At 69.2% G+C, this 24,896-nt stretch carries 26 protein-coding genes; 15 read left to right on the top strand and 11 right to left on the bottom strand.

All coding sequences use genetic code 11. The features are described 5' to 3' along the window. Positions 1–28: 28 nt before the first annotated feature. From fixJ to ACSQ14_RS21275, 3 genes are all read right to left on the bottom strand, one after another. Entirely contained in the window at positions 29–643 is a 615-nt protein-coding gene (fixJ, locus tag ACSQ14_RS21285) for a response regulator FixJ (RefSeq protein ID WP_436016247.1), read from the bottom strand. Positions 644–835: 192 nt separating this feature from the next. Further along, positions 836–1,342 (bottom strand): helix-turn-helix domain-containing protein, encoded by a 507-nt coding sequence (locus ACSQ14_RS21280; protein ID WP_436016246.1) that lies wholly within the window; start codon positions 1,340–1,342, stop codon positions 836–838. 97 nt (positions 1,343–1,439) lie between these two features. Beyond that, on the bottom strand, positions 1,440–1,661 hold the full coding sequence (locus tag ACSQ14_RS21275) for a hypothetical protein (protein ID WP_436016245.1): 222 nt from the start codon (positions 1,659–1,661) through the stop codon (positions 1,440–1,442). Positions 1,662–1,945: 284 nt separating this feature from the next. Here ACSQ14_RS21275 and ACSQ14_RS21270 point away from each other — a divergent pair, with 284 nt between their 5' ends. Beyond that, on the top strand, positions 1,946–2,290 hold the full coding sequence (locus ACSQ14_RS21270; protein WP_436016244.1) for a hypothetical protein: 345 nt from the start codon (positions 1,946–1,948) through the stop codon (positions 2,288–2,290). A gap of 4 nt (positions 2,291–2,294) precedes the next feature. Here ACSQ14_RS21270 and ACSQ14_RS21265 read toward each other — a convergent pair whose 3' ends face one another. Then, positions 2,295–3,221: a methyltransferase domain-containing protein gene (locus ACSQ14_RS21265; RefSeq protein ID WP_436016243.1), complete on the bottom strand. Its 927-nt coding sequence runs from the start codon at positions 3,219–3,221 to the stop codon at positions 2,295–2,297. Positions 3,222–3,457: 236 nt separating this feature from the next. Here ACSQ14_RS21265 and ACSQ14_RS21260 point away from each other — a divergent pair, with 236 nt between their 5' ends. The 9 genes from ACSQ14_RS21260 to ACSQ14_RS21220 are packed head-to-tail and all read left to right on the top strand — an operon-like array spanning position 3,458 to position 14,324. Then, positions 3,458–4,495, top strand: coding sequence for an NAD-dependent epimerase/dehydratase family protein (locus tag ACSQ14_RS21260; RefSeq protein WP_436016242.1), 1,038 nt, complete (start codon positions 3,458–3,460; stop codon positions 4,493–4,495). Next, positions 4,492–5,193: a class I SAM-dependent methyltransferase gene (locus tag ACSQ14_RS21255; RefSeq protein WP_436016241.1), complete on the top strand. Its 702-nt coding sequence runs from the start codon at positions 4,492–4,494 to the stop codon at positions 5,191–5,193. The genes ACSQ14_RS21260 and ACSQ14_RS21255 overlap by 4 nt, the downstream gene beginning before the upstream one ends. Continuing rightward, positions 5,190–6,401, top strand: coding sequence for an SPASM domain-containing protein (locus ACSQ14_RS21250; RefSeq protein ID WP_436016240.1), 1,212 nt, complete (start codon positions 5,190–5,192; stop codon positions 6,399–6,401). Before ACSQ14_RS21255 ends, ACSQ14_RS21250 begins: the two co-directional genes overlap by 4 nt. 15 nt (positions 6,402–6,416) lie before the next feature. Beyond that, positions 6,417–8,309: an ABC transporter ATP-binding protein gene (locus ACSQ14_RS21245; protein WP_436016239.1), complete on the top strand. Its 1,893-nt coding sequence runs from the start codon at positions 6,417–6,419 to the stop codon at positions 8,307–8,309. 32 nt (positions 8,310–8,341) lie between these two features. Beyond that, positions 8,342–9,169, top strand: a complete 828-nt coding sequence (locus tag ACSQ14_RS21240) for a Stf0 family sulfotransferase (protein ID WP_436016238.1) — start codon at positions 8,342–8,344, stop codon at positions 9,167–9,169. Between the two features lie 2 nt (positions 9,170–9,171). Continuing rightward, positions 9,172–10,140, top strand: a complete 969-nt coding sequence (locus ACSQ14_RS21235) for a DUF6473 family protein (protein ID WP_436016237.1) — start codon at positions 9,172–9,174, stop codon at positions 10,138–10,140. Continuing rightward, the gene (locus ACSQ14_RS21230; protein ID WP_436016236.1) at positions 10,137–12,299 is read left to right on the top strand and encodes a glycosyltransferase; all 2,163 of its coding nucleotides are present in this window, start codon (positions 10,137–10,139) and stop codon (positions 12,297–12,299) included. Before ACSQ14_RS21235 ends, ACSQ14_RS21230 begins: the two co-directional genes overlap by 4 nt. Then, positions 12,296–13,252, top strand: coding sequence for a glycosyltransferase family 2 protein (locus ACSQ14_RS21225; protein ID WP_436016235.1), 957 nt, complete (start codon positions 12,296–12,298; stop codon positions 13,250–13,252). Before ACSQ14_RS21230 ends, ACSQ14_RS21225 begins: the two co-directional genes overlap by 4 nt. Beyond that, positions 13,236–14,324 (top strand): glycosyltransferase family 4 protein, encoded by a 1,089-nt coding sequence (locus tag ACSQ14_RS21220; RefSeq protein ID WP_436016234.1) that lies wholly within the window; start codon positions 13,236–13,238, stop codon positions 14,322–14,324. The genes ACSQ14_RS21225 and ACSQ14_RS21220 overlap by 17 nt, the downstream gene beginning before the upstream one ends. Here the strand turns inward: ACSQ14_RS21220 and ACSQ14_RS21215 are convergent. After that, complete coding sequence (locus ACSQ14_RS21215; protein ID WP_436016233.1) at positions 14,321–15,472, bottom strand: extracellular catalytic domain type 1 short-chain-length polyhydroxyalkanoate depolymerase; 1,152 nt, start codon at positions 15,470–15,472, stop codon at positions 14,321–14,323. The genes ACSQ14_RS21220 and ACSQ14_RS21215 overlap by 4 nt on opposite strands. A 191-nt stretch (positions 15,473–15,663) precedes the next feature. Between ACSQ14_RS21215 and ACSQ14_RS21210 the strand changes: the two genes are divergently transcribed. Next, a complete protein-coding gene (locus ACSQ14_RS21210; protein ID WP_436016232.1) occupies positions 15,664–15,825 on the top strand; it encodes a hypothetical protein in 162 nt (53 codons plus the stop codon). A 22-nt stretch (positions 15,826–15,847) separates the two neighbouring features. Here the strand turns inward: ACSQ14_RS21210 and ACSQ14_RS21205 are convergent, their stop codons facing one another. Further along, entirely contained in the window at positions 15,848–16,750 is a 903-nt protein-coding gene (locus ACSQ14_RS21205; RefSeq protein ID WP_436016231.1) for an NAD(P)/FAD-dependent oxidoreductase, read from the bottom strand. A gap of 121 nt (positions 16,751–16,871) precedes the next feature. On the opposite strand from ACSQ14_RS21205, the gene ACSQ14_RS21200 reads away from it, so the two are divergent. Together ACSQ14_RS21200 and ACSQ14_RS21195 are read left to right on the top strand one after the other, a co-directional pair. Next, positions 16,872–17,441 carry a hypothetical protein gene (locus ACSQ14_RS21200; protein WP_436016230.1) on the top strand — a complete coding sequence of 190 codons (570 nt, stop codon included), beginning with the start codon at positions 16,872–16,874 and terminating at the stop codon, positions 17,439–17,441. Between the two features lie 68 nt (positions 17,442–17,509). Beyond that, a complete protein-coding gene (locus tag ACSQ14_RS21195) occupies positions 17,510–18,088 on the top strand; it encodes a sigma-70 family RNA polymerase sigma factor (protein ID WP_436016229.1) in 579 nt (192 codons plus the stop codon). Positions 18,089–18,143: 55 nt separating this feature from the next. Here the strand turns inward: ACSQ14_RS21195 and ACSQ14_RS21190 are convergent, their stop codons facing one another. After that, a complete protein-coding gene (locus ACSQ14_RS21190; protein WP_436017592.1) occupies positions 18,144–20,228 on the bottom strand; it encodes a catalase in 2,085 nt (694 codons plus the stop codon). 175 nt (positions 20,229–20,403) lie between these two features. On the opposite strand from ACSQ14_RS21190, the gene ACSQ14_RS21185 reads away from it, so the two are divergent. Continuing rightward, entirely contained in the window at positions 20,404–21,111 is a 708-nt protein-coding gene (locus tag ACSQ14_RS21185; protein WP_436016228.1) for an SOS response-associated peptidase, read from the top strand. Between the two features lie 37 nt (positions 21,112–21,148). Here ACSQ14_RS21185 and ACSQ14_RS21180 read toward each other — a convergent pair whose 3' ends face one another. From ACSQ14_RS21180 to ACSQ14_RS21165, 4 genes are all read right to left on the bottom strand, one after another. Beyond that, the gene (locus ACSQ14_RS21180) at positions 21,149–22,405 is read right to left on the bottom strand and encodes a cytochrome P450 (RefSeq protein WP_436016227.1); all 1,257 of its coding nucleotides are present in this window, start codon (positions 22,403–22,405) and stop codon (positions 21,149–21,151) included. A 61-nt stretch (positions 22,406–22,466) separates the two neighbouring features. Next, positions 22,467–22,853 carry a carboxymuconolactone decarboxylase family protein gene (locus ACSQ14_RS21175; RefSeq protein ID WP_436016226.1) on the bottom strand — a complete coding sequence of 129 codons (387 nt, stop codon included), beginning with the start codon at positions 22,851–22,853 and terminating at the stop codon, positions 22,467–22,469. Positions 22,854–22,895: 42 nt separating this feature from the next. Then, a complete protein-coding gene (locus ACSQ14_RS21170) occupies positions 22,896–23,447 on the bottom strand; it encodes an amidohydrolase family protein (RefSeq protein ID WP_436016225.1) in 552 nt (183 codons plus the stop codon). Positions 23,448–23,463: 16 nt separating this feature from the next. Further along, complete coding sequence (locus ACSQ14_RS21165) at positions 23,464–24,024, bottom strand: TetR/AcrR family transcriptional regulator (protein WP_436016224.1); 561 nt, start codon at positions 24,022–24,024, stop codon at positions 23,464–23,466. Between the two features lie 105 nt (positions 24,025–24,129). Between ACSQ14_RS21165 and ACSQ14_RS21160 the strand changes: the two genes are divergently transcribed. Beyond that, entirely contained in the window at positions 24,130–24,873 is a 744-nt protein-coding gene (locus ACSQ14_RS21160; RefSeq protein WP_436016223.1) for an SDR family oxidoreductase, read from the top strand. Positions 24,874–24,896: the final 23 nt, after the last annotated feature.

The following is a 24,896-nucleotide window of genomic DNA, read 5'->3' as shown; positions in this document are numbered from 1 at the left end:
GCGGCCCCCTCGCCGGCCGCCGAGGGGCCTACGCCAGGCCTTCGGTCAACAGGGCCATGCGCACCAGCTCGGAGAGGCTGGACGCCTGCATCTTCACCATGACGTTCGCGCGGTAGTTCTCGACCGTCCGTGGACTGATGTCGAGTTCGCGGGCGATCGTCTTGTTCGACGAGCCGGCGACCAGGCCGCGCAGCACGTCGCGCTCACGCGCCGTCAGGCCGGCGATGCGCTGAGCATAGTCGGTGTGGCGGCTCTCCTGCTCCGACGTGCGCGACAGGCGTTCGACGGCCGACCCGACCGCCTTCAGCACGGTGACGCTCTCGAACGGCTTTTCGATGAAATCCGCGGCGCCGGACTTGAGAGCCTCCACCGCCAGCGGCACGTCGGCGTTGCCGGTCAGGACGATGATCGGGAATTCGGCCAGGCGCGCCTGCATGCGTCGCAGCAGCTCGATCCCGGTGATGTCGGGCATCTGCACGTCGGTGATGACGCAGCCGCTGCTCAACGCCGGCAGGCGCTCGAGGAAGGCCTGGGCCGACTCATAGGCGTGCACGCGGTGGCCTGCAGCGCCGAGCAACGCCAGCAGCATCTCGCGGATCACCTCGTCGTCGTCGATCACGTGCACCGCGACCGGCTCGGCCATGACTCATCCTCCTCGCAGCGATCCAGCGTAGCCGCTCGCTCCGAGCGGGATGAATGGCCGCGGGCTGCGGCGCAACGGCGCTCACCGCCCTATGATGGAAATTGCGCGCAGGTTTGCAACCTGCAAGCGATCCTTGGGTGACAGGCGCGTGGGGAAAATGATTGAGCGCGAAGGCGCCGGACCGCCGGGAGCTCAGCCTTCCTCCAGCGCGCGATCCTCGACGCCGACGGCGTCGCCCTCGAGCTCCGGCTCCGCGTCGGCGATGGCGCGGACCAGCTCCACGATTTTGCGCCGCAGCCGGCGGCGCGGCAGTTTTTGAAACAGCAGGGCCAGTTCCGGCCCCTCCGACGTGAGCAGGAACTCGTGGCCGACATACGTCAGCGCGGGCGTCGGGCCGGCTTCGGCGTCGGCGTCGGCGTCGCCAAGGCCGTCGTAGAAGTAGCCGACGTTCGTGTTCAGCGCGCGGGCGATCTCGAAGAGCTTTGAGGCGCTCACCCGGTTGGCCGCCCGTTCGTACTTCTGGATCTGCTGAAAGGTCAGGCCGAGCGCTTCGGCCAGCTTCTCCTGGCTGATGCGGAGCTCCTTGCGACGCATGCGGATGCGCAGCCCCACCTGGCGGTCCACGGGATGCGGCGAGCTGAGGTCGTGGTGACCGTACGCGTCGGCCGGCGCGGGTACGGTCCGAACAGGAGCATTCATCTTCCGAGTCCATCCATAGCGCGCAGGCGGCGCGTCAATCCGGTTCGCGTTCGGCGGGGCCGGCGCGTCTCCAAGTGTGGGCGATCGGCGCCGAGGCTCACGGGAGGAGCGGCAAGGCGGTCAGGATCACCGAAGCCCAGACGGCGAGGCCGAGCGCGGCGATGAACGGCAGGCGGAGCCAGGCGGGCCAGCGCCGCACCACGCCATAGACGCCGTCGTCATCGACCCGCGGCCCGAGGGCGGAGCTCCGACGCGACATGCACAGCGACGATCCGGCGTGGTGAAGCCGGGCCTGGCCGATTGCCGAAACTAACGTCATGCGTGCCTCCCTCGTGGCTGCAACCTGATCCAAGGCTGCGCGCGCTGAAATTCCGGAGGAACACCCCCGTATTTCTACGGGGTGATCGCGCCCTCGCGGCTCCACGCGCGGCGCGACCTCGCGCGCAGGCGGGGGCTGCGGTTCAGGCCGCGAGGTTCGGCCGCCGCATGCCCGTCACCGTAGAAATACGGGGGTAGTGTCTCCGAATTTCGGGTCGCCGATGAATGCGCGACAAAGCTGCATCGCCGGGACGCCCTCGGCCTTCGAGATTGAGCAGCAGCGCAATGAACGACGTCCGCAACCTGATGAGCAAGCTGGGCGGCGAGCTGGACTACAAGGAGTTCCACGCCGCGCCCGCCAAGCCGCAGGCGCCGTGGGCGCTGATCGAACGGGTCAAGTCAACTGCCGGCGCGGCGCCGTCGTCTGGGACCGCCGAGGCTGCCGAAAGCGAGCCGCGGATGGCGATCGAACTGCGCAAGGCCGCCGACGCGCGCAGCCAGCGCGGCGTGGGCGCCGCCGGGCGCCTGTCGCTGGGTCAATATGCGGCGGCGGCGCCCGCCCAGCCGCCGGCCTACACCGCCGGCCTGCCGCTGACCGAGGTCTTCGCGCGGCTGAGCCAGGGCCGCTAATACGTCACCGAGGGCGAACGCGCCGAGCCGCAGAGCGGCGGACGCCTCGCCCCACGCGGACGGCAAGCCGCCAGCCGCGCCACAACGGCGAGGCGGTGAAGACCTTCAGTTCCGCCTGACACTGCAGCAACTCGGCTTCACGCCGTTCGAGGGCGGCGCGGGTTTGCTCGAGCTTCTCGCCCATGGCCTCGCCTTCGCGTTCGAGCCGATCGGCATAGACCTCCAGTTGATCGCCGCGCGCCTTGTGCCGCAGAAGCAGATCGGGGTGGGCGACGTCGAGGTCAGGTTCTTCCACCGGCCGGTCGAGCCCTGCGCCCCAACGCCCGATCTCGGATCGCCGGACGAAGCAGAGGAGGTTCTGGCGGTACCAGACCTCAACCGCTGCGTCGTTCCAGATGCGCCGCCTGAAGTCCGTGAAGCAGGCGTAGCCGCGCGCCGCGAACAGACGCGCCCAGTACGACGCCGGCTGCTCGTTGATGTGCCCGTCGCCGCCCTGTCCAGGCAGGGCCGCGGAAAAGGCGACGACCGGCGCCGCGGCCGTGAGCGCGCGCACCAGCGCCTCCGCGGCTGAAGCCGGCAGGTGTTCGGCCGCTTCGAGGCACAGCGCCAGGTCGAAGCGCCGGTCCAGCACCAGCGGCGCCCCGAGGTCGTGCTCCAGGAACCGCTCCGCGGGCATGACCCGGGCGGACGGCGGCACCCACGGGCCATCGATCGTCAGCACGTCCCGCACGCCGCGGGCGAGACAGGCCGCCGCCCAATGGCCGGCTCCGCCGCCGAAATCCACGACGCTCCGGGGCGAGAAGACTTCGAGAAGCAGGGGGACGACGATCTCCGCTGACCGCTGCGCGCCCGCGTCGATCCCGGCGAAGAAGGCCTCGCCGTATAAAGCCTCGCCGTTCGTGGTTTCAGCCGAGTTCGTCTTGAGCCCCACGGATCTTGGCTCCCTTCGCGCGACGCGGGAGGAACAAAGAACGGCAATACAGCCAAAGTTTACGAGCGCCACATCAAATGAATGACGCTGTCGCTAGAGGCCCGCGTTAGCCTCCGCGCCACCTTATCGGCAGTCTAAAACCCACATACAGCCACGCCTATAGTTAAGCTTGTCTAGCGGCACATAGCTTCAGCGAGAGGTCCGGGCGCTGAATTCCCATCGCTCGGGACATAGTGATGGTGCGCATCCTGGTCGCCGGCGGCCTCGGCTTCATCGGCTCTCACCTGGTAGAGCGCCTGTTGCGGCGCGACGACCTGGACGAGTGCCTGGTGGTCGACAACCTCTGGACCGGCTGCCCGCAGAACCTGGACCATGTCCTTGATCCGCGGCTGCGAGTCCTGATCGCGGATGTCGAGCAGGCGTCGTTCGACGGCCGCTTCGACGAGATCTACCACCTCGCATCGCCGGCCTCGCCGCCCTGGTACATGGCCGAGCCGTTGAGGACGATTTCCGCCAATGTGATCGGCGCCATGCGGCTGCTCGAGGTGCTGGCGCCGGGCGGTCAGTTCGCCTTCACCTCGACGTCGGAAGTCTATGGCGAGCCGCAGGTGTCGCCGCAGCCCGAGAGCTACCGCGGCTCGGTCGACTGCACCGGCCCGCGCGCCTCCTATGACGAGAGCAAGCGTTGCGTCGAGGCCATGCTCTTCGAGGCCCGTCGCGTGCTCGGCGTGCGGGTGAAGGTGGTCCGCCTGTTCAACGTCTTCGGCCCGCGCACACGGGTCGATGACGGCCGCGCGGTCTCCAACTTCATCAGCCAGGGCCTGCGCGGCGCGCCGCTGACGATCTTTGGCGACGGCGCGCAGACCCGCAGCTGGGGCTATATCGACGACATAGCCGAAGCGCTCGAACGCTACTTCTGGCGCGACGGCGTGGACTTCGCCGGCCCGCTGAACATCGGCAACGACCGGGAGATCTCCGTGCTGGAGGTCGCCCGCTACGTCCAGGGCTTCTTCCCTGGCACGCCCATCGTGCACCTCGCGCCGGCGCCGCAGGATCCGAGCAATCGACGCCCGGACCTGACCACCGCCCGGCGCGTGCTGCCGGGATGGCGCTGCGCGGTGCCCTACGAGGAAGGGGTGGTCCGCACCATCGCCTGGTTCCGCGCCGAGATGGGGTTGGAGGACGCCGCCCCCGCCCGAGCCATGCCCGCCGCGCTTAGCGCCGGCGCCGCCAACGCCCATCGGTTCGCAACCTCCCGAGGCGTCGGCATATGAGCTCGGCGACGACCCAGGCGCTGGTCGAACGGCTGCTCGCGGAGCGGCCCGCCTTTCACGCCTGGCCGGACGGCACGCCGGCCAACTGGTCCGTCGCCGGCGACGTGCTCCGTCACCTCGCCGCGCTCGTGCAGCCCGGCATGAAGACCCTGGAGACCGGCGCCGGTCAGACGACCGTCGCCTTCGCGCTCGCCGGGGCCGAGCACGTCTGCATCACCCCCGATGCGACCCAGGCCACGAAGATCCGCGACTATCTCGCGACCCTCGGCGCGCCGCACGCGCTTCGCTTCATCCACCAGAGTTCGGACGAGGCGCTGCCGTCCGGCCACGGCATCCCGGAGCAGCTGGACGTCGTGCTCATCGACGGCGCCCATCGGTTCCCGTTCCCGATCCTCGACTGGTACTACACGCAAGCACGGGTGCCGGTCGGCGGCCACATGATCGTCGACGACTACAACATGCCGTCAGTGCGGATCCTCCATGACTTCCTGGTCGGCGAGGACGAGTGGGAGCTGGCCAAGGCCTTCGAGGTCACCGCCTTCTTCCGGCGGGTCAAGGCGACCGTCAGCGTCTGGGACTGGGCCGACCAGCAGCTCAACAAGCCGCATCTGGAGCGGCTCCGGCAGAAGGAGGCCGGCCAGCCCGCGCCGCAGAACCTGTCGGCCTGGGTCAAGCGATTGGTGGGAGCGGGCTCATGACCCAGGTCATCAGCATGCGCCAGCCGGCCGCGCTGCGGGCGCGGACCAAGGGGATTGCGGGCAAGCTGTGGCGGCGATCGCTGGCGGCGTGGCGCGCCGCACGGCCTGCGCCGACCCGCCGGCCGCAATCCGGCGAGCGGCTTTTCTGCGCCCAGCCGTTCGAACGGTTCGAGGTTCTGGGCGGCGGCGGCGAGCGCGGCGACGTCTACTTCTGTTGTCAGAGCTGGGTGACGCGCTCGATCGGCAACATGGGCGACAAGCCGGTCGCCGAAGTCTGGAACAGCAAGGCGGCCCAGGCTTTCCGGCGGTCGATCCTGGACGGCGACTTCAAATACTGTCGGGCCGACCTGTGCCCCTACCTTCAGCGCGTCGACGGGCCCGTGCAGCGCCTCGCCGACGTCAGCGACCCCGACCTGCTCGAGGTCATCCGCAACAAGCAGACGGTGATGCCCTTCGGGCCGAAGGACGTCATCTGCTGCTTCGACCAGTCCTGTAACCTGTCCTGCCCCACCTGCCGTGACCACCTGATCATGGAGACGGCCCACGGGGACGCCATCGTCAACATCCAGAAGCGGCTGGAGGACGAAGCGCTGGCCGACGCCCGGTTGCTCTACATCACCGGCAGCGGCGATCCGTTCGGCAGCCCCTACTTCCGGCGCTGGCTGCAGACCATGAAGCGGGCGTCCATGCCCAAGCTGCAGCGGATCCACCTGCACACCAACGGGCTGCTGTGGACCCCGCGGATCTGGGGCTCGATTCCGGCGGAAACCCGCGCGCTGGTGAAGTCCGCGACCATCTCGATCGACGCTGCCCGCCCGGAGACCTACGCCGAGAACCGTCGGGGCGGAGACTTTGCGATGCTGCTGCAGCGGCTCGCCTTCATCGCCGACCTGAGACGCAACGGACCTCTCCAGTACCTGGAGATCCACATGACCGTGCAACTGAACAACTTCGAGGAGATGCCGGCCTTCGTCGAGCTTGGCCGGCGCCACGCCTGCGATCGCGTGAGCTTCCACCAGATGCTGGACTGGGGAAGCTTCTCGCCCGAGGAGTACGCGGCCCGCGCGGTCCACCGGCCGGAGCACCGCCGCCACCCCGCATTCCTGGCGATGCTGCAGGCTCCCGCCCTGCAGGATCCATTGGTCAACCTGTCCAATCTCACCGAGCTCGCCGCCCATTCCCGGCGCGACGCGAGCCTGGCGACCTGACGGGCGGAGCGAACCATGGCGACGCGGCCGATCGGACAGATCCCCGGCATCCGCGCCGCGCTGGCCGCGCCCTTCAGCCCGGTGCGCGACCTGGTCCAGGACCTGCGCGAAGGCCGGGCGCTGTTCGCCATGGCGCGCGCCCACCTCGGCTTCCTGCCGGTGATGGCGCTGCTCGCCGTGCTCTCGTCGCTGTTCGAGGGGGTCGGCCTGACCCTGGTCATTCCGCTTGTCCAGTCGCTGGGCGACAACGCCCATCCGGCGACCGCCACCGGCTACCTTGGCCTGCTGCAGGGCTTCATCGACCAGTTTCCGCCCGCCAGTCGTACGGCGACGGTGCTGGCGCTGATCTTCGCCGCCGTGGTGGCGAAGAGCCTCTTCAGCTACGCCAACATGGCGGTTCTCGGCGTCGTCTACGGCCGGATCAGCCACAGCCTGCGCACCGCCATCTTCGAGCGGATCCTGTCGATCCCGCTGGCGACGGTCGAACGCCGGCCCGCAGGCAAGCTGCTCAACACCCTCAACAACGAGACCTGGCGGGCGACCGACGCCGTCAACCTGATCTTCGTCACCATCACCAGTCTGGCGACCGCCGTCGTCTTCGCCGGCCTGCTGGTGCTGCTGTCCTGGAAGCTGGCGCTGATCGCCATCGGCTGCATGCTGCTGATCCCGCCGGTGATCCTACTGGTCTCGCGGCGGGCGAAGCGGCTGAGCAAGCAGGCGCTGGAGTGCAACGAGGTCCTGGCGCAGCAGACCTGGTCGACGCTCAACGGCCTGCGGACCATCCACACCTTCGGCCGCGAAGACTACGAGCTGACGCGCTTCGAGAAGATCTCCGACCGCGTGCGCGGGCTGTTCCTGAAGATGGCGCTGGTCAGCGTCACGACCGGGCCGATCACCGAGATCATGGTGGTCGGCGTGCTGGTCCTGCTCATCCTGCTGGTCAGCGCCGAATTCGCCAGCCTGAGCACGCTGGTGGCGTTCATCGCCCTACTCTACCGGCTTCAGCCGAAGCTGGTGTCGCTGATGGGGGTGCAGTCCAGCCTGGCGGGTCTGCACGCCTCCATCGCCGCGGTCAGCGCGGTCCTGCAGGGTCCGCAGCCGCCGATCCGAGCGCCGGTCGCCACGCCGCAAAAGTTCGACGGTCCGGTCTCGTTCCGCCGCGTGACCTTCCGCTACCCGGAGGGCGACGCGCCGGCGATCGCCGAGCTTTCGCTCGCCCTGCCGCAAGCCGGGCTGGTCGCCATCGTCGGCCCCTCGGGCGCCGGCAAGTCGACGCTGCTCGACCTGCTGCTCGGCTTCCAGACGCCGCAATCGGGCGAGATCCGGATCGGCGAAACTCCGCTGACGGACGGGCTGGCGGCCGCCTGGCGCCGCCACGTCGGGGTCGTCAACCAGGACCCCTATATCTTCGACGACACGGTGCGGGCGAACATCCTCTACGGCCGCCCGGAGGCGTCGGAACGCGAGGTCATCCAGGCGGCCCGAGCGGTCGCCGCCGACGACTTCGTCCAGGCTCTGCCGCGCGGCTACGACACCCGCGTCGGCGAGCGCGCCACCCAGCTCTCCGGCGGACAACGGCAGCGGATTGCGCTCGCGCGCGCGCTGCTGCGCGACCCCGCCGTCCTGGTGCTGGATGAAGCGACCAACTCGCTCGACGCGCCGACCGAACGCGTCTTCCAGAACACGCTGCAGGCGTTCGCCAAGCAGCGGGCCGTGGTCATCGTCGCCCACAAGTTCAGCACCGTCGCGATCGCCGACCACGTCGTCGTGCTGCACGACGGCCTGCTGGTCGAACAGGGCGCGCCGGCGGCGTTGCTGCAGGCGGGCGGACCGTTCGCCCGGATGTTCGCCGGCAGCCCCGCCGACCTCCGCGAGACCACCGTCGTGGTGGGGGCGGGCCGCAGATGACCTCGCTCAACCCGCCTTCGCCGTCTCCACGGGTGCGCGAAGCGGTGGCGCGGAGCGTCCTTCACGCGCGCGCCCTGGTCGGCGGCCGCGACTACCAGAGGTTCGTGATCGTCGGCGTCGCGCGCACCGGCTCGACGCTGCTGCTCGATCTGCTGAATGCGCATGGGCAGGTCGTCGCGCTCGGCGAACTCTTCCGCGGCGACGGCGCGATCGGCTGGGACCGCTGGCCGTTCCGCACGCTGCAGAGCCCGAAGCTCTTGCGCTTGCACGAAGCGCGGCCCGTGGAGTTCCTGGAGACAGCGGTGTTTCGGCGGTGGCCGCGCGAGGTCGCGGCCGTGGGCTTCAAGCTCTTCTACTATCACGCGCGCGCCGGTGCCCAGGCGACGGTCTGGGACTACCTCGCGAACGACCCCGACCTCGCGGTCATCCACCTCCAGCGGATGAACCTCCTGGAGCAGTATCTGTCGCTCCGGCTGGCGCACGCCACGAACGTCTGGTCGAGCTTGAAGAGCGCCGCGCCCGCCGAACCCATCCGGCTCAGCGCCGACGATTGCGTCCGCCATTTCCAAGCGGTGCAGGCGCAGGAGGCGGCTTGCGACGCGCACTTCGCCGGCCACCGCATTCTGACCGTCACCTACGAAGACCTCGTCGCCGACCGACCGGCGGCGATGGCGCGCGTCGCCGCTCACCTGGGACTGCGCCCCGGGCCGCTGGAAGCCAAGGTCGTTCGGCAACGCACCCAGCCGCTGTCCCGCGCGATCGCAAATTACGAGGAGCTGCGAGACGTCTTCGCCGGCTCGACCTGGGAGCGCTTCTTTCGCGCGCCGGACACCGCGGCCGGCGAGCAAGAGGCGGCTTGAGCATGGCTGCCGAATATCAAGATCCTGACCGGCGCGTGGTCGACTACGAGGTGTTCTGCCTCGACCCGGAGATCGTCGACCCGTCGCGTTTCCGCCCGCTACGCATCCGGGGGCCGCGCCCCGCGCGCCTCGACGCCGGGGAGTACTTCGTCTGCCTCGGCGCGGCGCAAACGTTCGGCCGCTTCTGCGCCCGCCCCTTCCCGACGCTCCTTTCGCAACGCCTTGGGCTGCCCGTGCTGAACATCAGCCACGGAGGCGCCGGACCATCCTTCTTCAGCCAGCACCCGCAGCCGCTGCTCCGCTATCTGAACGGTGCGCGCTTCGTGGTGCTGCAGGTCATGTCGGGGCGGTCGGAGGGCAACTCACGGTTCGAGAGCCGGGGCGTCGGTCATTACACGCGCCGCTCGGACGGCGCTGAACTGGGCTCCGACGCGGCGTTCGACCACCTGCTCCGCACAGAGTCGCGCGCGGTCGTTTCGCGCGTGGTGCAGGAGACGCGCGCCAACTGGCTGTCCAGCTATCGGCGCATCCTCACCGGGCTGACGGCGCCGACGGTGCTCTTCTGGTTTTCGTCGCGGCGGCCCGACTACCGGCAGAGCTACGACAGCGTCAGCGGCCTGTTCGGGGAGTTCCCGCAGCTGATCGACGCGGACACGCTCCACGTCCTGCGCGCCGAGTGCGACGCGTTCGTTTCGTGCGTCTCACGGCGGGGCTTGCCGCAGAAGCTGTGCGATCGCGAGACCGGCGAAGCGGTCACCATTCGCGACGAGTGGACCGCCACGCCCTGGGAGCTCAACCGGTACTATCCGAGCCCGGAGATGCACCAGGACGCGGCGGAGGCGCTGGAAGCGGCATGCCGCAGAGCCGCCGGGCTCGAGCGATCGAAGGGGGCTGAACCTTCCACCGAGCGCAGAGGAGCGGGCGTGCCGTTCCAGCGCGCGGCGGCGGCCTTGAAGGGCCTCTTCACATGAGACACCTGATCATCAGCCGCGAGCTGCCCCCGGCTTCCTATCCCGCAGGCGGGATCGGGACCTACGTGGCCAACATCGCCAAACTGCTGGCGAAGACCGGCGACACCGTCCACCTGATCGGCGAGCGGTGGGACGGCGCCCCGAAAGCGCGCGAAGCGCACCTGGACGGGCGGATGATCGTTCACCGCATCGGTCCCAGCGACATCCCCATCGCCAACCCGTCGCAAGGCGCCCGGATGAAGCGCGAACTGCAGGGCCTCCGCGAGACCGTTTTTCCCAACCAGTGGTTCGCCTGGAGCGCGGCGCTGCTGGCGGAACGGCTGGTCGAGGAGGAGGGGATCGACCTGATCGAGGCGCAGGAATGGGAAGCGCCCCTCTACTTCTTCCTACTGCGCCGCTCGCTCGGGCTGGGGCCGGATCAGCGACCGCCCTGCGTGGTGCATCTGCATTCGCCGAGCGTCTTCATCCACAAGTTCAACGGCCCCGCCAGACCGCGCGCGAACCTGGAGACGCTGCGCCGGATGGAGGAGTTCTGTATCAAGTCGGCGGACGCCCTGCTCTGCCCCAGCGGCGGATTGGCCCGGGCGGCGGCGCGGCACTACCGCCTCCAGCCGGACTCCATCGAAGTCATCCCGCTTCCCCTCGGCGACGCGCCGCGGATCGAGCGCGACTTCGCGGTCTGGTCCGAAGGATCGATCTGCTACGTCGGACGGCTTGAGCCCCGCAAAGGCGTGATCGAGTGGGTCGAGGCTGCGACCCGGGTCGCCCAGAAGGACGCCGCCGTTCACTTCGACTTCGTCGGCGCCGACAGCTGGAACCTTCAGCAGGACCTGTTGAAGCAGATCGGCCCGGAGCTCGCCCCGCGGTTTCGCTTCCACGGGGCCAGGTCAAAATCCGAGATCGCCCATTACCTCGGCCGGGCGCAGGCCGCCGTCGTGCCGTCCCGTTGGGAAAACTTCCCCAACGTCTGCATCGAGGCGATGGCCTCAGGCCTGCCGGTGATCGCCACGCGCAACGGCGCCATGGCCGAACTGCTGGAGGACGAGCGCAGCGGCTGGCTGGCCGAGGACGCGGGGGTGGCGGGCATGGTCGACAGCCTTGCCGAGGCGCTCAGGCGCTGTCTGGCGACGCCTGGGGCGCGGAAGGCGACGATGGGAGCGGCCGCCGCCCGGACCGCCCGCCGCATTTGCGACAATGACGCCGTGCTCGCCGCGCACGAGCGGTTCCGCAGCAGGGTGGCGGCGCGCGGCGCGATCCGCCTTTTCGCGCCGCGCGCGGCGCCGGACGCGTCGGCGAACGTGGTCGTCTGCGCGGAGACCCTGCTGGTGGCCAAGGGCGTGCTGCGGTCGTTGCAGATGCAGACGAAAGCGCCCAAGGCGATCGCGGTCGTCTACCGGCAGCCAACGCCGGCGGCCTGGCTCAGTGGGCTCCAGCTCGGCGCTGGCGTTGAGGTGGTGCTGGAACATGCCCCCCACTGCGTCGGCACGCAGGGGTGGAACCATGGTTTCACCGTGTTGGCCGCGCGCCAGGCGTCGGACTTCTGGCTCTTCCTGGACGAGCACGATCTCCTGGAGCCGGACTGCATCGAGCGCATGGCCGGCGTCTTCTCCAGCCGGCCGGACGTCGGCGTGGTGACGCCCTGGACGGATCGGACCGGGCCTTGCCGCGGCTTCGATGCGCGTCCCTCCCCGGCCTTGCCCTACCAGATGGCCGCCAACGACGTCGCGCCCGCCAGCGGCTTCCGGGCCGACGCGCTCCATCCCTGTCCGCCGTTCAGGCCCGGCCTGCCGCGCGAGTATGACATCTGGGCGCTGGCCAACGAGGCGATCGTCGGCGGCTGGACCGCGGTCACCCTGCCGGGGCTGTACGCCCGGCGCGAAGCCCCGCCGGCCACGCTGAGCTGGCTCCAGGCGACGTCGCTGCGCGCCATCCGCGCGGAGGCCCTGACCGCCTTCGACAGCGACGAGAACGAACTCGCCCTTCAGCTGGTCGACGCCTACGTGCCCGTGCCGCAGCCGCCGAAGGAGGCGCCGAACGATCAGCGGCTGCGTCGCTATTTCCTCGAAAAGCTCGAAGCGGTGCTGCTCCGGCCCGGGCATGTCATGCGTCGCTGCGTCGGCATGGTGTCAGGCATCTCGCGCGGAGCGTCGTCGCCATGACGCCTGGGGTGTCGGGGCCGCTTCCGGCCATCTCCGTCATCCTCTGCACGCGCAACCGCGCCGCTCTCTTCGACAAGGCGATGGCGAGCGTCGTCGCGCAGGATTTCCCCCGCTCGGCCTACGAGATCGTCGTGGTGGACAACGGCTCGACCGATCATACGGCCGAGGTCGCGCAGCGTTACGCGTCGCAGGCCGAGGTTCGCTACCTGCGCGAAGATCGGATCGGCCTGTGCGTCGCCCGCAACACCGGCTGGCGGAGCGCCGCGGCGCCCCATGTCGCCCTGTTCGACGACGACGCCGTCGCCCAGCCGGGTTGGCTCGCCGCAATCGCCGACGCCTTCGCGCGCTCGCCCGGCGACGTCGGCGTGATCGGCGGGCGCGTGGACCCGGTGTGGCTGGCGCCGCGGCCCGACTGGCTGGCCGACGAGATCGCCGGAGCCTTGACCATCGTCGACTGGGGGCCGGACGAGAAGCCGATCGTCGACCTCCGCCGCGAGTGGCTGGTGGGCGCCAACATGGCGGCCCCGAAAGCGGTCATCGCCGAGGTGGGCGGATTTCATCCCTGGCTCGACCGGGTCGGCGCCAATCTGCTCTCCAGCGGCGACGTGCATCTGCAGATGGAGATCGTGCGGCGCGGGTACCGGTGCCTGTACGTGCCAGCCATGGCCATCGCCCATCTGGCGCCGCCTTCCCGCCTGACCCAGGCCTGGTTCATCAAGCGCTTCTACTGGCAGGGCATCTCCGACGCGGTGATGGAGATCATCGACACCGCACCGTCGCGCAAGCGCCGGGTCGAACTCGCCGCCCGACGGCTGACGCGGCTCGCAAGGTCGCCCGGGAGGTTGAAAGCGCTTTCGCTGCCGACGGCGGAAGCGGCGACGTTTCGGGCCAAGTGCCTCGCCCTCATCGACGTCGGATATGCCTGGGGGATCCTCGGTGCAGCCGGGCGCTGAACGCCCGATCCGGGTGCGGTTTGTCTACACCCCCTACCGGCACTTCGGCGAACACAGCGGTTACCCCTGTTTCGTCCAGCACCTCGATCCGCGCCGCTTCCGCACGGAACGACATGGCGCGGCCGACAGCCACGAGGAGGTTCCGCTCGGCCTTCGGCCGCTGCGGCCATGGCTCCGCGCGACGCTCAAGCGGCGACCGATGCAGTGGTACAAGGTCAGCGACCTGAACGCCGAACTCGCCGCCTTCGGCCGCTGCCTCGCCCAACGGCTGGACCTCGTGCACTTTCTCGACGGCGAGCATTCGGCCCAGTTCCTGCCGCGCCTGCTCGACGCCGTCGGGTCGAAGGTGCTGACGGTGGCCAGCTTTCACCAACCGCCGGAGCTTCTGGAAGAGCTGCTCGACCCGTCCGTTCTCAGCGGCTTCGACCACATCGTGCTCATGTCGCCATCGCAGCGCCGCTTCTTCCAAGGGCGGCTGCCCGACGACAGGATCTCCGTCATCCTGCACGGCGTGGACACCGACTTCTTCCATCCCGACAGCCAGGCGTCGGACCGTCCGACGTTCCGATGCATCACCGCGGGCCATTGGCTAAGGGACTGGGACGTCGTCCGCTCGGTCGCCGAACGGATGCCGGCCGTCGAATTCCACGTCGTGACCGCACGGGAGACGGGGATTGAAGGGCTTCCCAACGTCGTCCGGCATCGCGGGGTCGACGATGAGACGCTCGCCTCGCTGTACCGCGCGGCGGATGTCCTCTTCCTCCCGCTGCTGGACTCCACCGCGAACAACTCGCTGCTCGAAGGCGTCGCCAGCGGCCTGCCGACGATCACCACCGCGCTGGACGCCGTGCGCGCCTATCTTCCCGGGCAGGAGGCCATCCTGACGCCCCCGGGCGACGCCGACGCGGCGCTCGCCGCGCTCAAGCGGTTGCAAGACGATCCGGCGCTTCGTCGGCGTATGGGAGCCTTGGCCCGCGCACGTGCTGAAGCCCTGAGCTGGCGGCTGGTCGCCGCGCAGCACGACGCCCTGTTCACCAGCCTCCTTCAGCACGCGCGAGCGCCAAACGCCTAGTCTTGCGGTGAGCCTCGGCCCATCAGGCCAGCGGACGCCAACGCCTTGGCGATCACCTGCTGGACGTCGGTGGACACGTGAGGCGAGACGGAGGCCATCACGCTCTCGCCCAGCCCCTGTGCGCCGAATGTCGGCTGCTCGGGCGGCGGGGCGCCGACGCGCCATTCATCGGTCGCGGCTGGTTCCGGCGGCGCGAGGCCCCAGAAGCGGGCGATCTCCAGCGACGATGAGACGCCCGCCTCGAGCATGAAGGGCGCCACCTCGCCGATCGGATCGTCGCCGCCTGCGGCCAGGGGCGTGCCGTGGCCGAGACCTGCGAGCAGGTTCAGCTCGATTAGCGGCTCGCCGTCCGCGGCGCGCCACTCCGAGCGGGTCCAGTCGCGGCGGGCGCGAACCGCGTCGGGATGCTCGGCGAGCCCATAGGCTGCGGCCCATTGACGGGCGAGCGCCAGGGCGTTGCTGCTGACGACCGTACCGTCCGCCAGGCCATGCCAGATCGCCAGACGCGGCCTTCGCCGCGGCGCAGGCGCGGCTTGAGCGACCAGCGCGCCCAACTCCCGGCCGCCCAGTTGGGCGCCGCCGTGCATCGCCGCGAAGGCCTCCTGCACATTGCTGGCGAGGCCGAACGGAAGACCGGCCACCACCGCCCCGGCGGCGAAGGTCTCCGGATAGGTGGCGAGCAAGACCGCGGTCATGGCGCCGCCCGCCGAGAGGCCGGTGATGAACACGCGCGCCGGGTCGAGCCGGTGCGTCCGCACCATGTGCTCAATCATCGCGTGGATAGACGCCGCTTCCCCCGAACCGCGGGTGATGTCGCCGGGTTCGAACCAGTTGAAGCAGCGGTTCGGGTTGTTCTCGCTTTCCTGCTCAGGGGCCAGGACCGCGAAGCCCAGACGGTCGGCCAGAGCGAGCCAGCCCGCGGCGCGGGCATGCGGGCCGGCGCGCTGGGTGCAGCCGTGCAGCACGACCACCAGCGGGGCCTCCAGGGCGAGGCTCCCAGGGACATGGACCAGCATCCTGAGGCCGCCAGGATTGAAGCCGAAGCCGCGCACCTCGCTCAGCCCGGCGTCGTCGCCGCTGTCCGACTGTCGCTTCATCGCCTTCCGCAGCCGGGCGAGCCCCGCCGTTGTCGCGCCAAGTCCAGGCATCTGGCAATCCCATTTCCCCGCCGCGCCGCGCGGCCGACCCGACATAATGCTGCAATGCAGCATTCGCTGCGCCGCCAGGACGCTTTTTTCCGACCGCGTCTTCGAAAGCTCAGTCGCGCGCCCGCCGGGAACGCTCCAGCCATGCGTACGCTTTAGCTGCGCACCGCGGCCGAGCCGCTGAAGGAACCCCCATGTCCATATTGGTCTTCGCTATCGTCGTCTTGGTTGTGGCCGCCCTCTTCGCCTGGGCGGTGCAGAAGCTTCCGCTGCCGTCGCCCTTTGGACAGATCATCCAGGCTTTGATCCTGGTCATCGCTGCTGTGGTGATCGCCCAACGCGCCGGGTTGTTCTAAGCGGACGTCTGCCCGGCGTCGCTCACGCCGTCTGCAGCATGCGGCCGTCCTGCTCGCGCAGCCAGTTGTGCGCGTGGGTGGCGGCGATCGCGCCGTGGCCGATCGCGACGCTGATCTGATCCAGCGCGTCGACCACGTCGCCGGCGGCGTAGAGCCCCGGCAGCGCAAGCGCCTGGCCAGCGTCGGTCGGTATGCAACCGGCGTCGGAGAGCCCCATCCCCAGTTGCGCCGCCAGCTCCGAGCGGGGTTCGCACCCCAACGCCGGATAGAGCACGTCGAAGCTGAGCCGGGTGTCGTCCGCCAGGATCACCTGCATTCCGGTCGCGGCCGGTCGGACGTCCACCACCGGCGCATCGCGCACTTGGACGCCGGCGGCGGCCAGTTCGCCACGCTGGGCGTCCGAGAGCTCGCACGCCTCCCGGGCGAGAAGCGTCACCCGGTCGGTATATTCCCGCAGGAAGAGGGCTTCGCGCGCGCCATGGGTGCTGCTCCCCAGCACCGCCACCGCCTTGCGGGTGGCCTCGAAGCCGTCGCAGATCGGGCAGTAGCGCAGGCACGCCAACCGAAGCGCCTCCTCGTGGACCGCCACCGGCAGGTCGATCTCGTTCAGAGCAATGCCGGTCGCCAGGATCACCGAGCGCGCGCGATAGGTCCCCTCGTCCCCGAGCGCCTGGAAGCCTCGGTCCTGGCGCAGCGCTTGGATGCGGTCGCGGCGGATCTCGGCGCCGTAGAGCTGCGCCTGGTCGCGCATCCGCTGCAGCAACTCCGGCCCGGCGACTCCGCCGGGGAAGCCGGGCACATTGCGCGTCAGCGGTATACGCGCCGCGCGGCTCGCCTCGTCATGAACGACCAGGACGCGCCGCCGATATCGCGCGAGATAAACCGCCGCGGTCAGGCCCGCCGGTCCGGCGCCCACAATCAGCACGTCACAATTCTGCTCCGGCCAGCGCATGTGCCCTCCAGGCCGAAGGAGCGCTTGGTCGCCGGGCGAGTTCCAAGCTCGTGGCGCCCGGGGACGGCGCGGCTCACATGAGGAGACCTGGCGAATGAACAGCATTGTGGCCTGGGCGGCCCCGGCGGCGACCATGATCGCCGCCATGATGACCGCCGCCAATCTCGGCGCCCGGGTCACCGGCTGGGGATTCGTCGTCTTCACCCTCGGGTCGCTCGGCTGGTGCGCGATCGCGCTCTCGACGGGCCAGCAGAACCTGCTCTGGACCAACGGCTTTCTGACCCTGGTCAACGGCGTCGGGGTCTGGCGCTGGCTGGGCCGCAAGGCGCGCTACGAGGCGGGCGGTAAAGCCGCCGAGGCCCGCAGCGCCGCCTCGCGCGCCCCGACCCTGATGGCCCTGGGATCGATCGCCGGCGCCAAGCTGACGGGCCCCGACGGCGAGACGATCGGCACCCTGGTCGACGGCATGATGCGCTGCGGCGACGCGGCCCTGGCCTATGTCGTGATGACCGACGGGGGCGTCGCCGGCGTCGGCGAACAGCTCTACGTGCTGGCCGCCGACGAGATCACCTTCGCCGAAGAGCGGATCTCGAGCCGCCTGCCGATCGAGGCGATCCGGCGGCGTGGCCCGGTCCAGCCCGGTCAATGGCCGAGCCGGGTGTGAAACCGCGACCGCTGCGAACTGCTCCCGACGGCCTCGTAATCGCCCACCTTCGCCCCCATCTCTAAGACTTGACCCAACAGCCCGACGCCCAGCCGCTCGCCCCCGACTTCGAGCGGGACCTCATCGCCCTCATTCCGCACATGCGGGCGTTTGCGCGGTCGTTGTGCGGCGACGCCGCGCAAGCCGACGACCTCGCGCAGGACGCGCTCTCCAAGGCGCTCAAGAACCGCGACAGCTATCAGCTGGGCACCAACATGAAGGCGTGGCTCTTCATGATCCTGCGCAACCAGTTCTATTCGGAGAAGCGGCGGTCGTGGCGCGGATCGCAGTTGGATCCGGAGGTCGCCGAACGCACGCTGATCGCCGTCGATGATCCGGAGTCCACGCTGGCGTTGGACGACGTCAGGCAGGCGCTCTTGATGCTGCCGGATACGCAACGCGAGGTTCTGGTGATGGTCGGGGCCGGCGGGTTCTCCTACGAGGAAGCGGCCGAGGTCGCGGGCGTCGCCGTCGGCACGGTGAAAAGCCGGGTCAGCCGCGCGCGGGCGGCGCTGCATCTGATCCTCGAAAGCGGCGCCTTCCGCCGCGACAAGGCTCCAGCGCACGAGGCCATGGCGGCCATCATGGCGGAAGTTCCCAGTCGCTGAGCGGCGCTAATCGCGTCGAAGCGCCGCCCGCCGCTCCTGAAACCAGCCTGGCCGGTCAGGCCAAGGTCCTGACCTTGGGCTCGCGGCTCCATTGCCGGGTGCGCGCCGGCGGCAGGAAGGCCTCCGGTCCGCGCTCGAGACTGACCACCCCCTCGTCGGCGACGACATTGGCCTTGTCCAACAGCGGCTGAGCCGCGGCTGTGAAGCCGATCGCCTTGAGGTGGACGTAGGCGTTTTGCACGAAGTCGATGGCGGCGCTGTCCGCGAGAAGTTGCGCGCAGCCCTCCTCCGACACCACCACGGCGACGGCGTCGAAGATCACCGAGGGCGTGCCCGCCAGCTGGCCGTCGACCGCCAGCGCGCTGCCGCCCTTCAGCTTCACGGCGCCGATCTTCGGGGCGACGATCTTGACGCTGGCGCCTTCGGCTTCGGTGGCTTTACGGATCGCCGTCACGGCGCTGCCGTCCGCGCCGTCGGTGACCAGGACGCCGACCGAGCGCCCTTTCAGGCTCTCCGGATATTTGCCGACGATGCGGAGGGCGGGCGAGGGCTCCATGTCCATTGGCTTGACCGCCGGTTCGGACGCTGCGGGCAGGGTCGCATTCAAGCCCGACGCGACGCGGGCGGCGAGGTCCGGGTCGACGTTCTGCAGGTTGGCCAGGATGCGCGTACGAACGTGCTCGAAGCTGCACTTGGACAGCTCAAAGACCAGGGCGCTGGCCAGGTGCGCCTGCTCGATCGCGGTCTGCGAGCGATAGAACAGCCGGGCTTGGCTGTAGTGGTCGGCGAAGGTCTCCGCGCGCAGCCGGACCTTGGTCGCTGCGGTGGCGGCCGGCGCAGTCCGGAAGCCGCCCTTCGGATCTTCGCGCGGGCCGCCCGCCTCGCCGGCCTCGGCCAGGCTGTTGGGCTCGTAGTTCGCGCGGCCTTTGGGGACCTGCATCTGCATGTGGCCGTCGCGCTGCAGGTTCTGGAAGGGGCAGCCCTTGGCCCGGTTGATCGGCAGCTGGTGGAAGTTGACCGTGCCCAGTCGCGAGAGCTGGGTGTCCTGGTAGGAGAACAGCCGGCCCTGCAGCAGCGGGTCCTCCGAAAAATCGATGCCCGGCGGCACGTTGGTCGGCAGGAAGGCGGCCTGTTCGGTCTCGGCGAAGAAGTTGTCCGGGTTGCGGTCCAGCACCATCCGGCCAATCACCTGGATCGGATGGAGCTCCTCGGGGATCAGCTTCGTGGCGTCGAGGATGTCGAACGGCAGGGCGTCGGCCTCGGCCTGGCTGAGCAGCTGGACGCCGAAATCCCACTCGGGGAAGGCGCCGCTGGCGATCGCTTCGTGCAGGTCGCGGCGGTGATAATCCGGATCGGCGCCGGCGATCTTGACCGCCTCGTCCCAGCAGGTGGACTGGGTCCCCAGCGCCGGCCGCCAGTGGAACTTGACGAAGGTTGCCTCGTCCTTGTCGTTCAGCAGCCGGAAGGTGTTGACCCCAAAGCCCTCCATCATCCGGAAGGAGCGCGGGATCGCCCGGTCGGACATCGCCCACATGATCATGTGGGTGCTCTCCGGCATCAGGCCGATGAAGTCCCAGAACGTGTCATGGGCGCTCGCCGCCTGCGGATAGCCGCGGTCGGCCTCCATCTTCACGGCGTGAATCAGGTCGGGGAACTTGATCGCGTCCTGGATGAAGAAGACCGGGATGTTGTTGCCGACCAGGTCCCAGTTGCCCTCCACCGTGTAGAGCTTCACCGCGAAGCCGCGAACGTCGCGCGGGGTGTCCACCGAGCCGGCGCCGCCGGCGACGGTGGAGAAGCGCGTGAACACCTCGGTGCGCTTGCCCACCTCGGTCAGCACCTTGGCCCGCGTATACTGGGCGAGGGATTTGGTGAGCTCGAAATAGCCGTGCGCCGCCGACCCGCGCGCATGGACGATGCGTTCCGGAATCCGCTCGTGGTCGAAATGCTGGATCTTCTCGCGAAGAACGAAGTCCTCGAGCAGCGAGGGACCGCGCGGCCCGGCCTTTAGCGAGTTCTGATCGTCGCTGATCGGCGCGCCGTGGTTCGTTGTGAGCCGCGCCTCGGGCGCCGACGCGGTCTGGTGGGTCTCGCCACCCGCGCCGGCCTTGAGGCCGCCATTCGCCTGGGAATTCGCCATCGCCATCACACACCAACATCCGACCTTTGCGCGGTCTGAGCGGAGGCAACGCGGAACGCTGGGTTTGGTCGCCGTCTTGACGACTTATCTTCGGACACCCCGTCGGGCGCCGACATTTCCGGGTGCGCGGGAATTCTGCGATGGTCCGCCGCCCCGGGCGGCTGAGAGTGAGCTGATGAGTAACGAATACCGCTGCAACGCCGCGCGCGACGCCGTCGCCACCCAATTTGCGCAGCTGGAGATTCCGCTCCGGTGGACGGACACGGCCTCGCCCCGGCCGATCGACGAACCGATCAAGCCGACCGACCGCGCCACGATGATCCGGCCGATCGATCCGGAAATCCCCCGCGCGGGGCTCGAGGGCGCCGACGTCCGCTGGTGGATGGTTCCCTATTTCCACAAGGGCGACGTTCGGTCGTGGAAGATGATGTCCACCAACGCCCCGCTCGAAACCGTCGACACCTCCCCGACCTTCCGGGAAGCCTACAAGCGGCGGCGCGCCCTGATCCCGACCACGAGCTTCATCGAGTACGCCGAGCCGCCGGGCTGGAAGAAGGGGCGGCCGAAAACGCGGCACGAGATCACCTGGCCAGGCGGCGAGATTCGCTACTTCGCCGGCCTATGGGATCAATCCAGCCCCAGCGACATGGCCGACGGGCTCACGTCCTTTTGTTTCATCACCGGCCCGGGCTGCCCCGACCTCGCGCCGATCCATGACCGAACGCCGGCGATCCTGACGCTGGAGCAGGGGCTCGCCTGGCTCGACCTCGATGGCGCCGGCAAGGCTGCGTTCAGCGAGCCGGCGCCGGCGGGCGCTTACACGGTGACGGTCAGTCCGCGCGAACAGATCATGTCAGCCGCGATGCGCCGCGCGCTGCCCTGAGCGACGACGCCGGTCCCGCCGCCGCCGGCGAGGCGCTTCATTCGCCGGCCTCCACGTCCCACACCAGCGGCAGACGCTTCATGGCGACCAGGCCGGGGACGACGGTGCGATCGGCGCCGGGCTTCATCGTGAACGGCGGGACCCGCCGCAGGAACTCGCCGAGCGCGATGCGCAGTTCGCGCCGCGCCAGGTTCGAGCCCAGGCAGCGGTGCGGGCCGGCGATGAAGGTCAGGTGGCGGTTCGACGTGCGATCCAGCCGGAAGCTGCGCGCGTCCTCGAACTCGGTCGGATCGTAATTGGCCGTGGCGACCAGGCACTGAACCATCTCGCCCTTGCGGATCTGCACGCCGTGAAGCTCGTGGTCCACCTTGGCCATGCGCGCCGAGTTCACGGTCGGGTTCATGCGCAGGAACTCTTCGACCGCATCGGCGTGGGCCTCGGGCTGGTCCCGCAGCCTTTGCTGCAGCTCCGGATCCAGGGCCAGCTGGCGGAACATCAGCGCGCTGGTCGCCGCCACGGTGTCGAGCCCGCCGATCCAGAGGAAGAAGACGATGCCCATGATCTCGTCTTCGGTCAGCGGGCGGCCCTCCACCTCCCCGTGCACGATCCGGCTGGTCAGGTTGTCGCCGGGCGTCTCGCGCATCTCGGCGACGAAGCTGCGCAGGTAGGCGAGGCCGCTCTTGGCGCCCCACTTCATCTGCTCGAGATCGGTCATGTCGTGGAGCATGGCGTAGCCCCAGGACAGAAAATCCTCGAACCGCGCCTCGGGGAAGCCCATCAGCCGCATGAAGACCCGGACCGGGTAGATCCGACCGAAGTCATGGGCGACGTCGCATTCGCCCTTGCCGGCGAAGCCGTCGATCAGCTCCGCCACCACCGCCTGGATGTTGGCGTCGATCTGGGCCACCGCCTTGGGCGAGAACCAGGGGTTCAGCAGGATGCGGTACTTGTCATGCTCGGGCGGGTCAGCCTGCGGCGGCAGCGCCCGGAACGTCTCGCCGATCATGGTCAGGAACGGGAAGATCGCCTCGGAGGAATAGCGGTCGGTGTTCTGGAAGACCTCGCGGACGTCCTCGTAGCGGGTGCAGATCCAGGCGCCGGGCCAGCGGGCGCCCGCCTGCCGGGCCGGAGCGTAGAACACCGGCGGGCATTGCTCGAACACCTCCCACGCCGGCGCGTAGGGATCGTCGAGCGTGGTCGGCCCGAGCATCACGTCGAAGTCGACGATCAGCTCGGGCGGGACGTGGGCGGGGATCGGCAGGGCCGATCCGGCGTGGGCTGCAGTATCCGACATGGCGACTTTCCTTGCTTCCTTCCCGGCAGTCTCTCAGGCGGCGCGCGCCGCCATGGCGCGATCAGCTGATCAGGTTCTCGTCGCGCAGCGTCTCGAGCGCCGCCCGGCGCGCGACGTTCGCCGCCGGGAACCCGGCGTAGGCGGTCGAGTGGTAGATCACCTCCTCGAGCTCCTTGAGCGTGCAGCCGTTCTTCAGCGCGATCGGGAAGTGCACCTTGAGCTCGTCGTGCGCGTGCAGCGCGATCAGGATGCCGAGCGTGACCAGGCTGCGGGCGCGAAGATCGAGACCCTCGCGGACCCAGAGCTTGGCGAACACATTGTCCATCGAGAGCTCGGCGATCTCCGTGCAGAAGTCGGCGCTTTTCTCGGCGCCGATGTCGTCGATCGCCTTGGATTTCCAGCTCTCAAACAGCACTATGGCGGCGCGTCTGCCTTCGTCCTCGGTCACGGTTTCCTCCTGGTTTTTCTGTGAGATCCGACTCGGCGGGGCCTAGGGCGGAAGCCCTTGCAGCCGGTAGGCCTGGACCGCGGTCCCCATCAGCAAGGCGCGGCGCTCGTCCTCCGAATAGGGGCGCGCCAGACATTTGAAGGCGTTCCACAGCACCCGATAAGACATGCAGCGCTTGTCGACCGGGAAGTTGCTCTCGAACATGCAGCGCGACGGCCCGAGCGTGTCGATCGCCTGGCTGACCATCGGCCGATAAAGCGCCGCCAGCTCCTCCGAGGTCGGCGGCGTCGGCCGCTCGCGCAGACCGCGGAACGCCGGCAGCGAGTGGGCCATGAATGGATTGGCCAAGCCGCCGAGCTTCATATGAACGTTGGCGTGCGGCGCCAGCGCCTCGAGGCCGCGCCGCCAGGCCGCCCAGAGCTCGTTTTCCGGCGCTTTCGGCTCCCCGAAGTCGGCGATCGGCGCCAGATGATTGACGATCAGCCGCGCCTCGGGAATGCGGCCGGCCAGCCGTGCGATGTGCTCCAGATGCGCGTGGGTTCGATTGAGCCATGGGGGCGCCTCCTCGACCGCGCTTAACGCCGGAGCGCCCAACCGCCGACCCGCCGGCTCATGCGCCGTCGACGATCGCCTGGACGCTCTCGGCCAGCCAGGTCGCCATGCTTGAATCCGGGCCGCCGCTGTCCGGCACGACGGTGAGCTGGAAGGTGTAGAGAACGAAGCCGCTGCACAGCGCCAGGACCTGCCGCGCCCGCGCCTCGCCGTCCGGCGCGCCCAGCCAGGCCGCCATCGGGACGACCGCAAGCTCCTGCAGCACGCGCGCGGCGATCTCGCGGGCCTCCTCGTGCGCGGTCGCGAGCACGCACATCGCGTGCGGATTCATGTCGTGGTTCGGATCCGTCAGTCGGCCAGCGATGAACGCCCCGTACTGGTCGCGCGGCGGAAACACCGGCTCGGAGCGCAGGGCGTCGCGCAGTGCCGCTTCGAACAGGCCCGCCTTGCTGCCGAAGTAGCGCAACAGGATGGTGGACGAGAGGTCGAGCTCGCCGGCGATGTCTCGTATCCCGCATTCGGAATAGCCTCGCTTCGAAAACACCTGTTTCGCCGCAGCGAGAATTCTCGCCCGCGTAGCCGCGGCGTCGCCCTTGGTCGGTTCTTCAATGGTTTCCATGCGGCGACCAACTTCGGATTGGCGACTGGACAAGGCCAGGTTATCAGTTGATAACATCACATCTAGATAGCGTCTACTATCTAATAAGAGCGCGGGAGGACGAGCATGGCGAATGGACGGTGCGTTGCGATCACGGGCGCCGGGTCGGGCTTGGGCCGCGCGCTGGCCCGCCGTTTTGCTGAGGACGGCGACACAGTGATCCTGCTGGGCCGCACCGGCGCCCGGCTGGAGGCCGTCGCGGCCGAGTTGGGGACCACGGCCCAGGCGATCGTGTGCGACGTCGGCAGCTCGGCTTCAGTGCGAGCCGCCTTCGTCGAGATCGCTGAGCGGCACGGTCGCCTCGACGTGCTGATCAACAATGCGGCGATCTACCAGCCGACCTTCGTCAAGGACGCCACGGACGCCCAGATCGAGGCCGCGCTGACGACGAATTTCGCCGGGCCGATCTACTGCGCGCGCGCCGCCATCCCGCTGATGCGGCCAGGCGGGCAGATCATCAACATCAGCAGCGAGACCGTCGCCCTGCCCCACGCCATGTTCTCGCTCTACCAGAGCAGCAAGGCGGGGCTGGAGCGCTTCACCGAGGCGCTCCGCGCAGAGCTGGAGCCCGAGGGCGTGCGGGTGAACATGGTCCGCGCCGGCCAGATGACCGACGAGGACTCCAAGTCGCCGAGCGACGACCTCGAGGTGCTGCGCCGGTTCGCCGAGGAGAACGCCAAGCGCGGTCTGGATCTCCGCGCCCGGCCGGTCAGCAGCTTCCAGTCCGTCGCCGATTTCATTCGCCTGCTAACCCACCTGCCTGCCGACCTGAACGCGCCGCAGATCGTGCTTGAGGCGCGGCGTCCCTGACGGGCGATCCGAAGACACAGGAA

This window comes from Phenylobacterium sp. LjRoot219, from assembly GCF_964252995.1.
Classification (GTDB): domain Bacteria; phylum Pseudomonadota; class Alphaproteobacteria; order Caulobacterales; family Caulobacteraceae; genus Phenylobacterium.
This window is presented reverse-complemented; position numbering and strand designations above follow the sequence as displayed.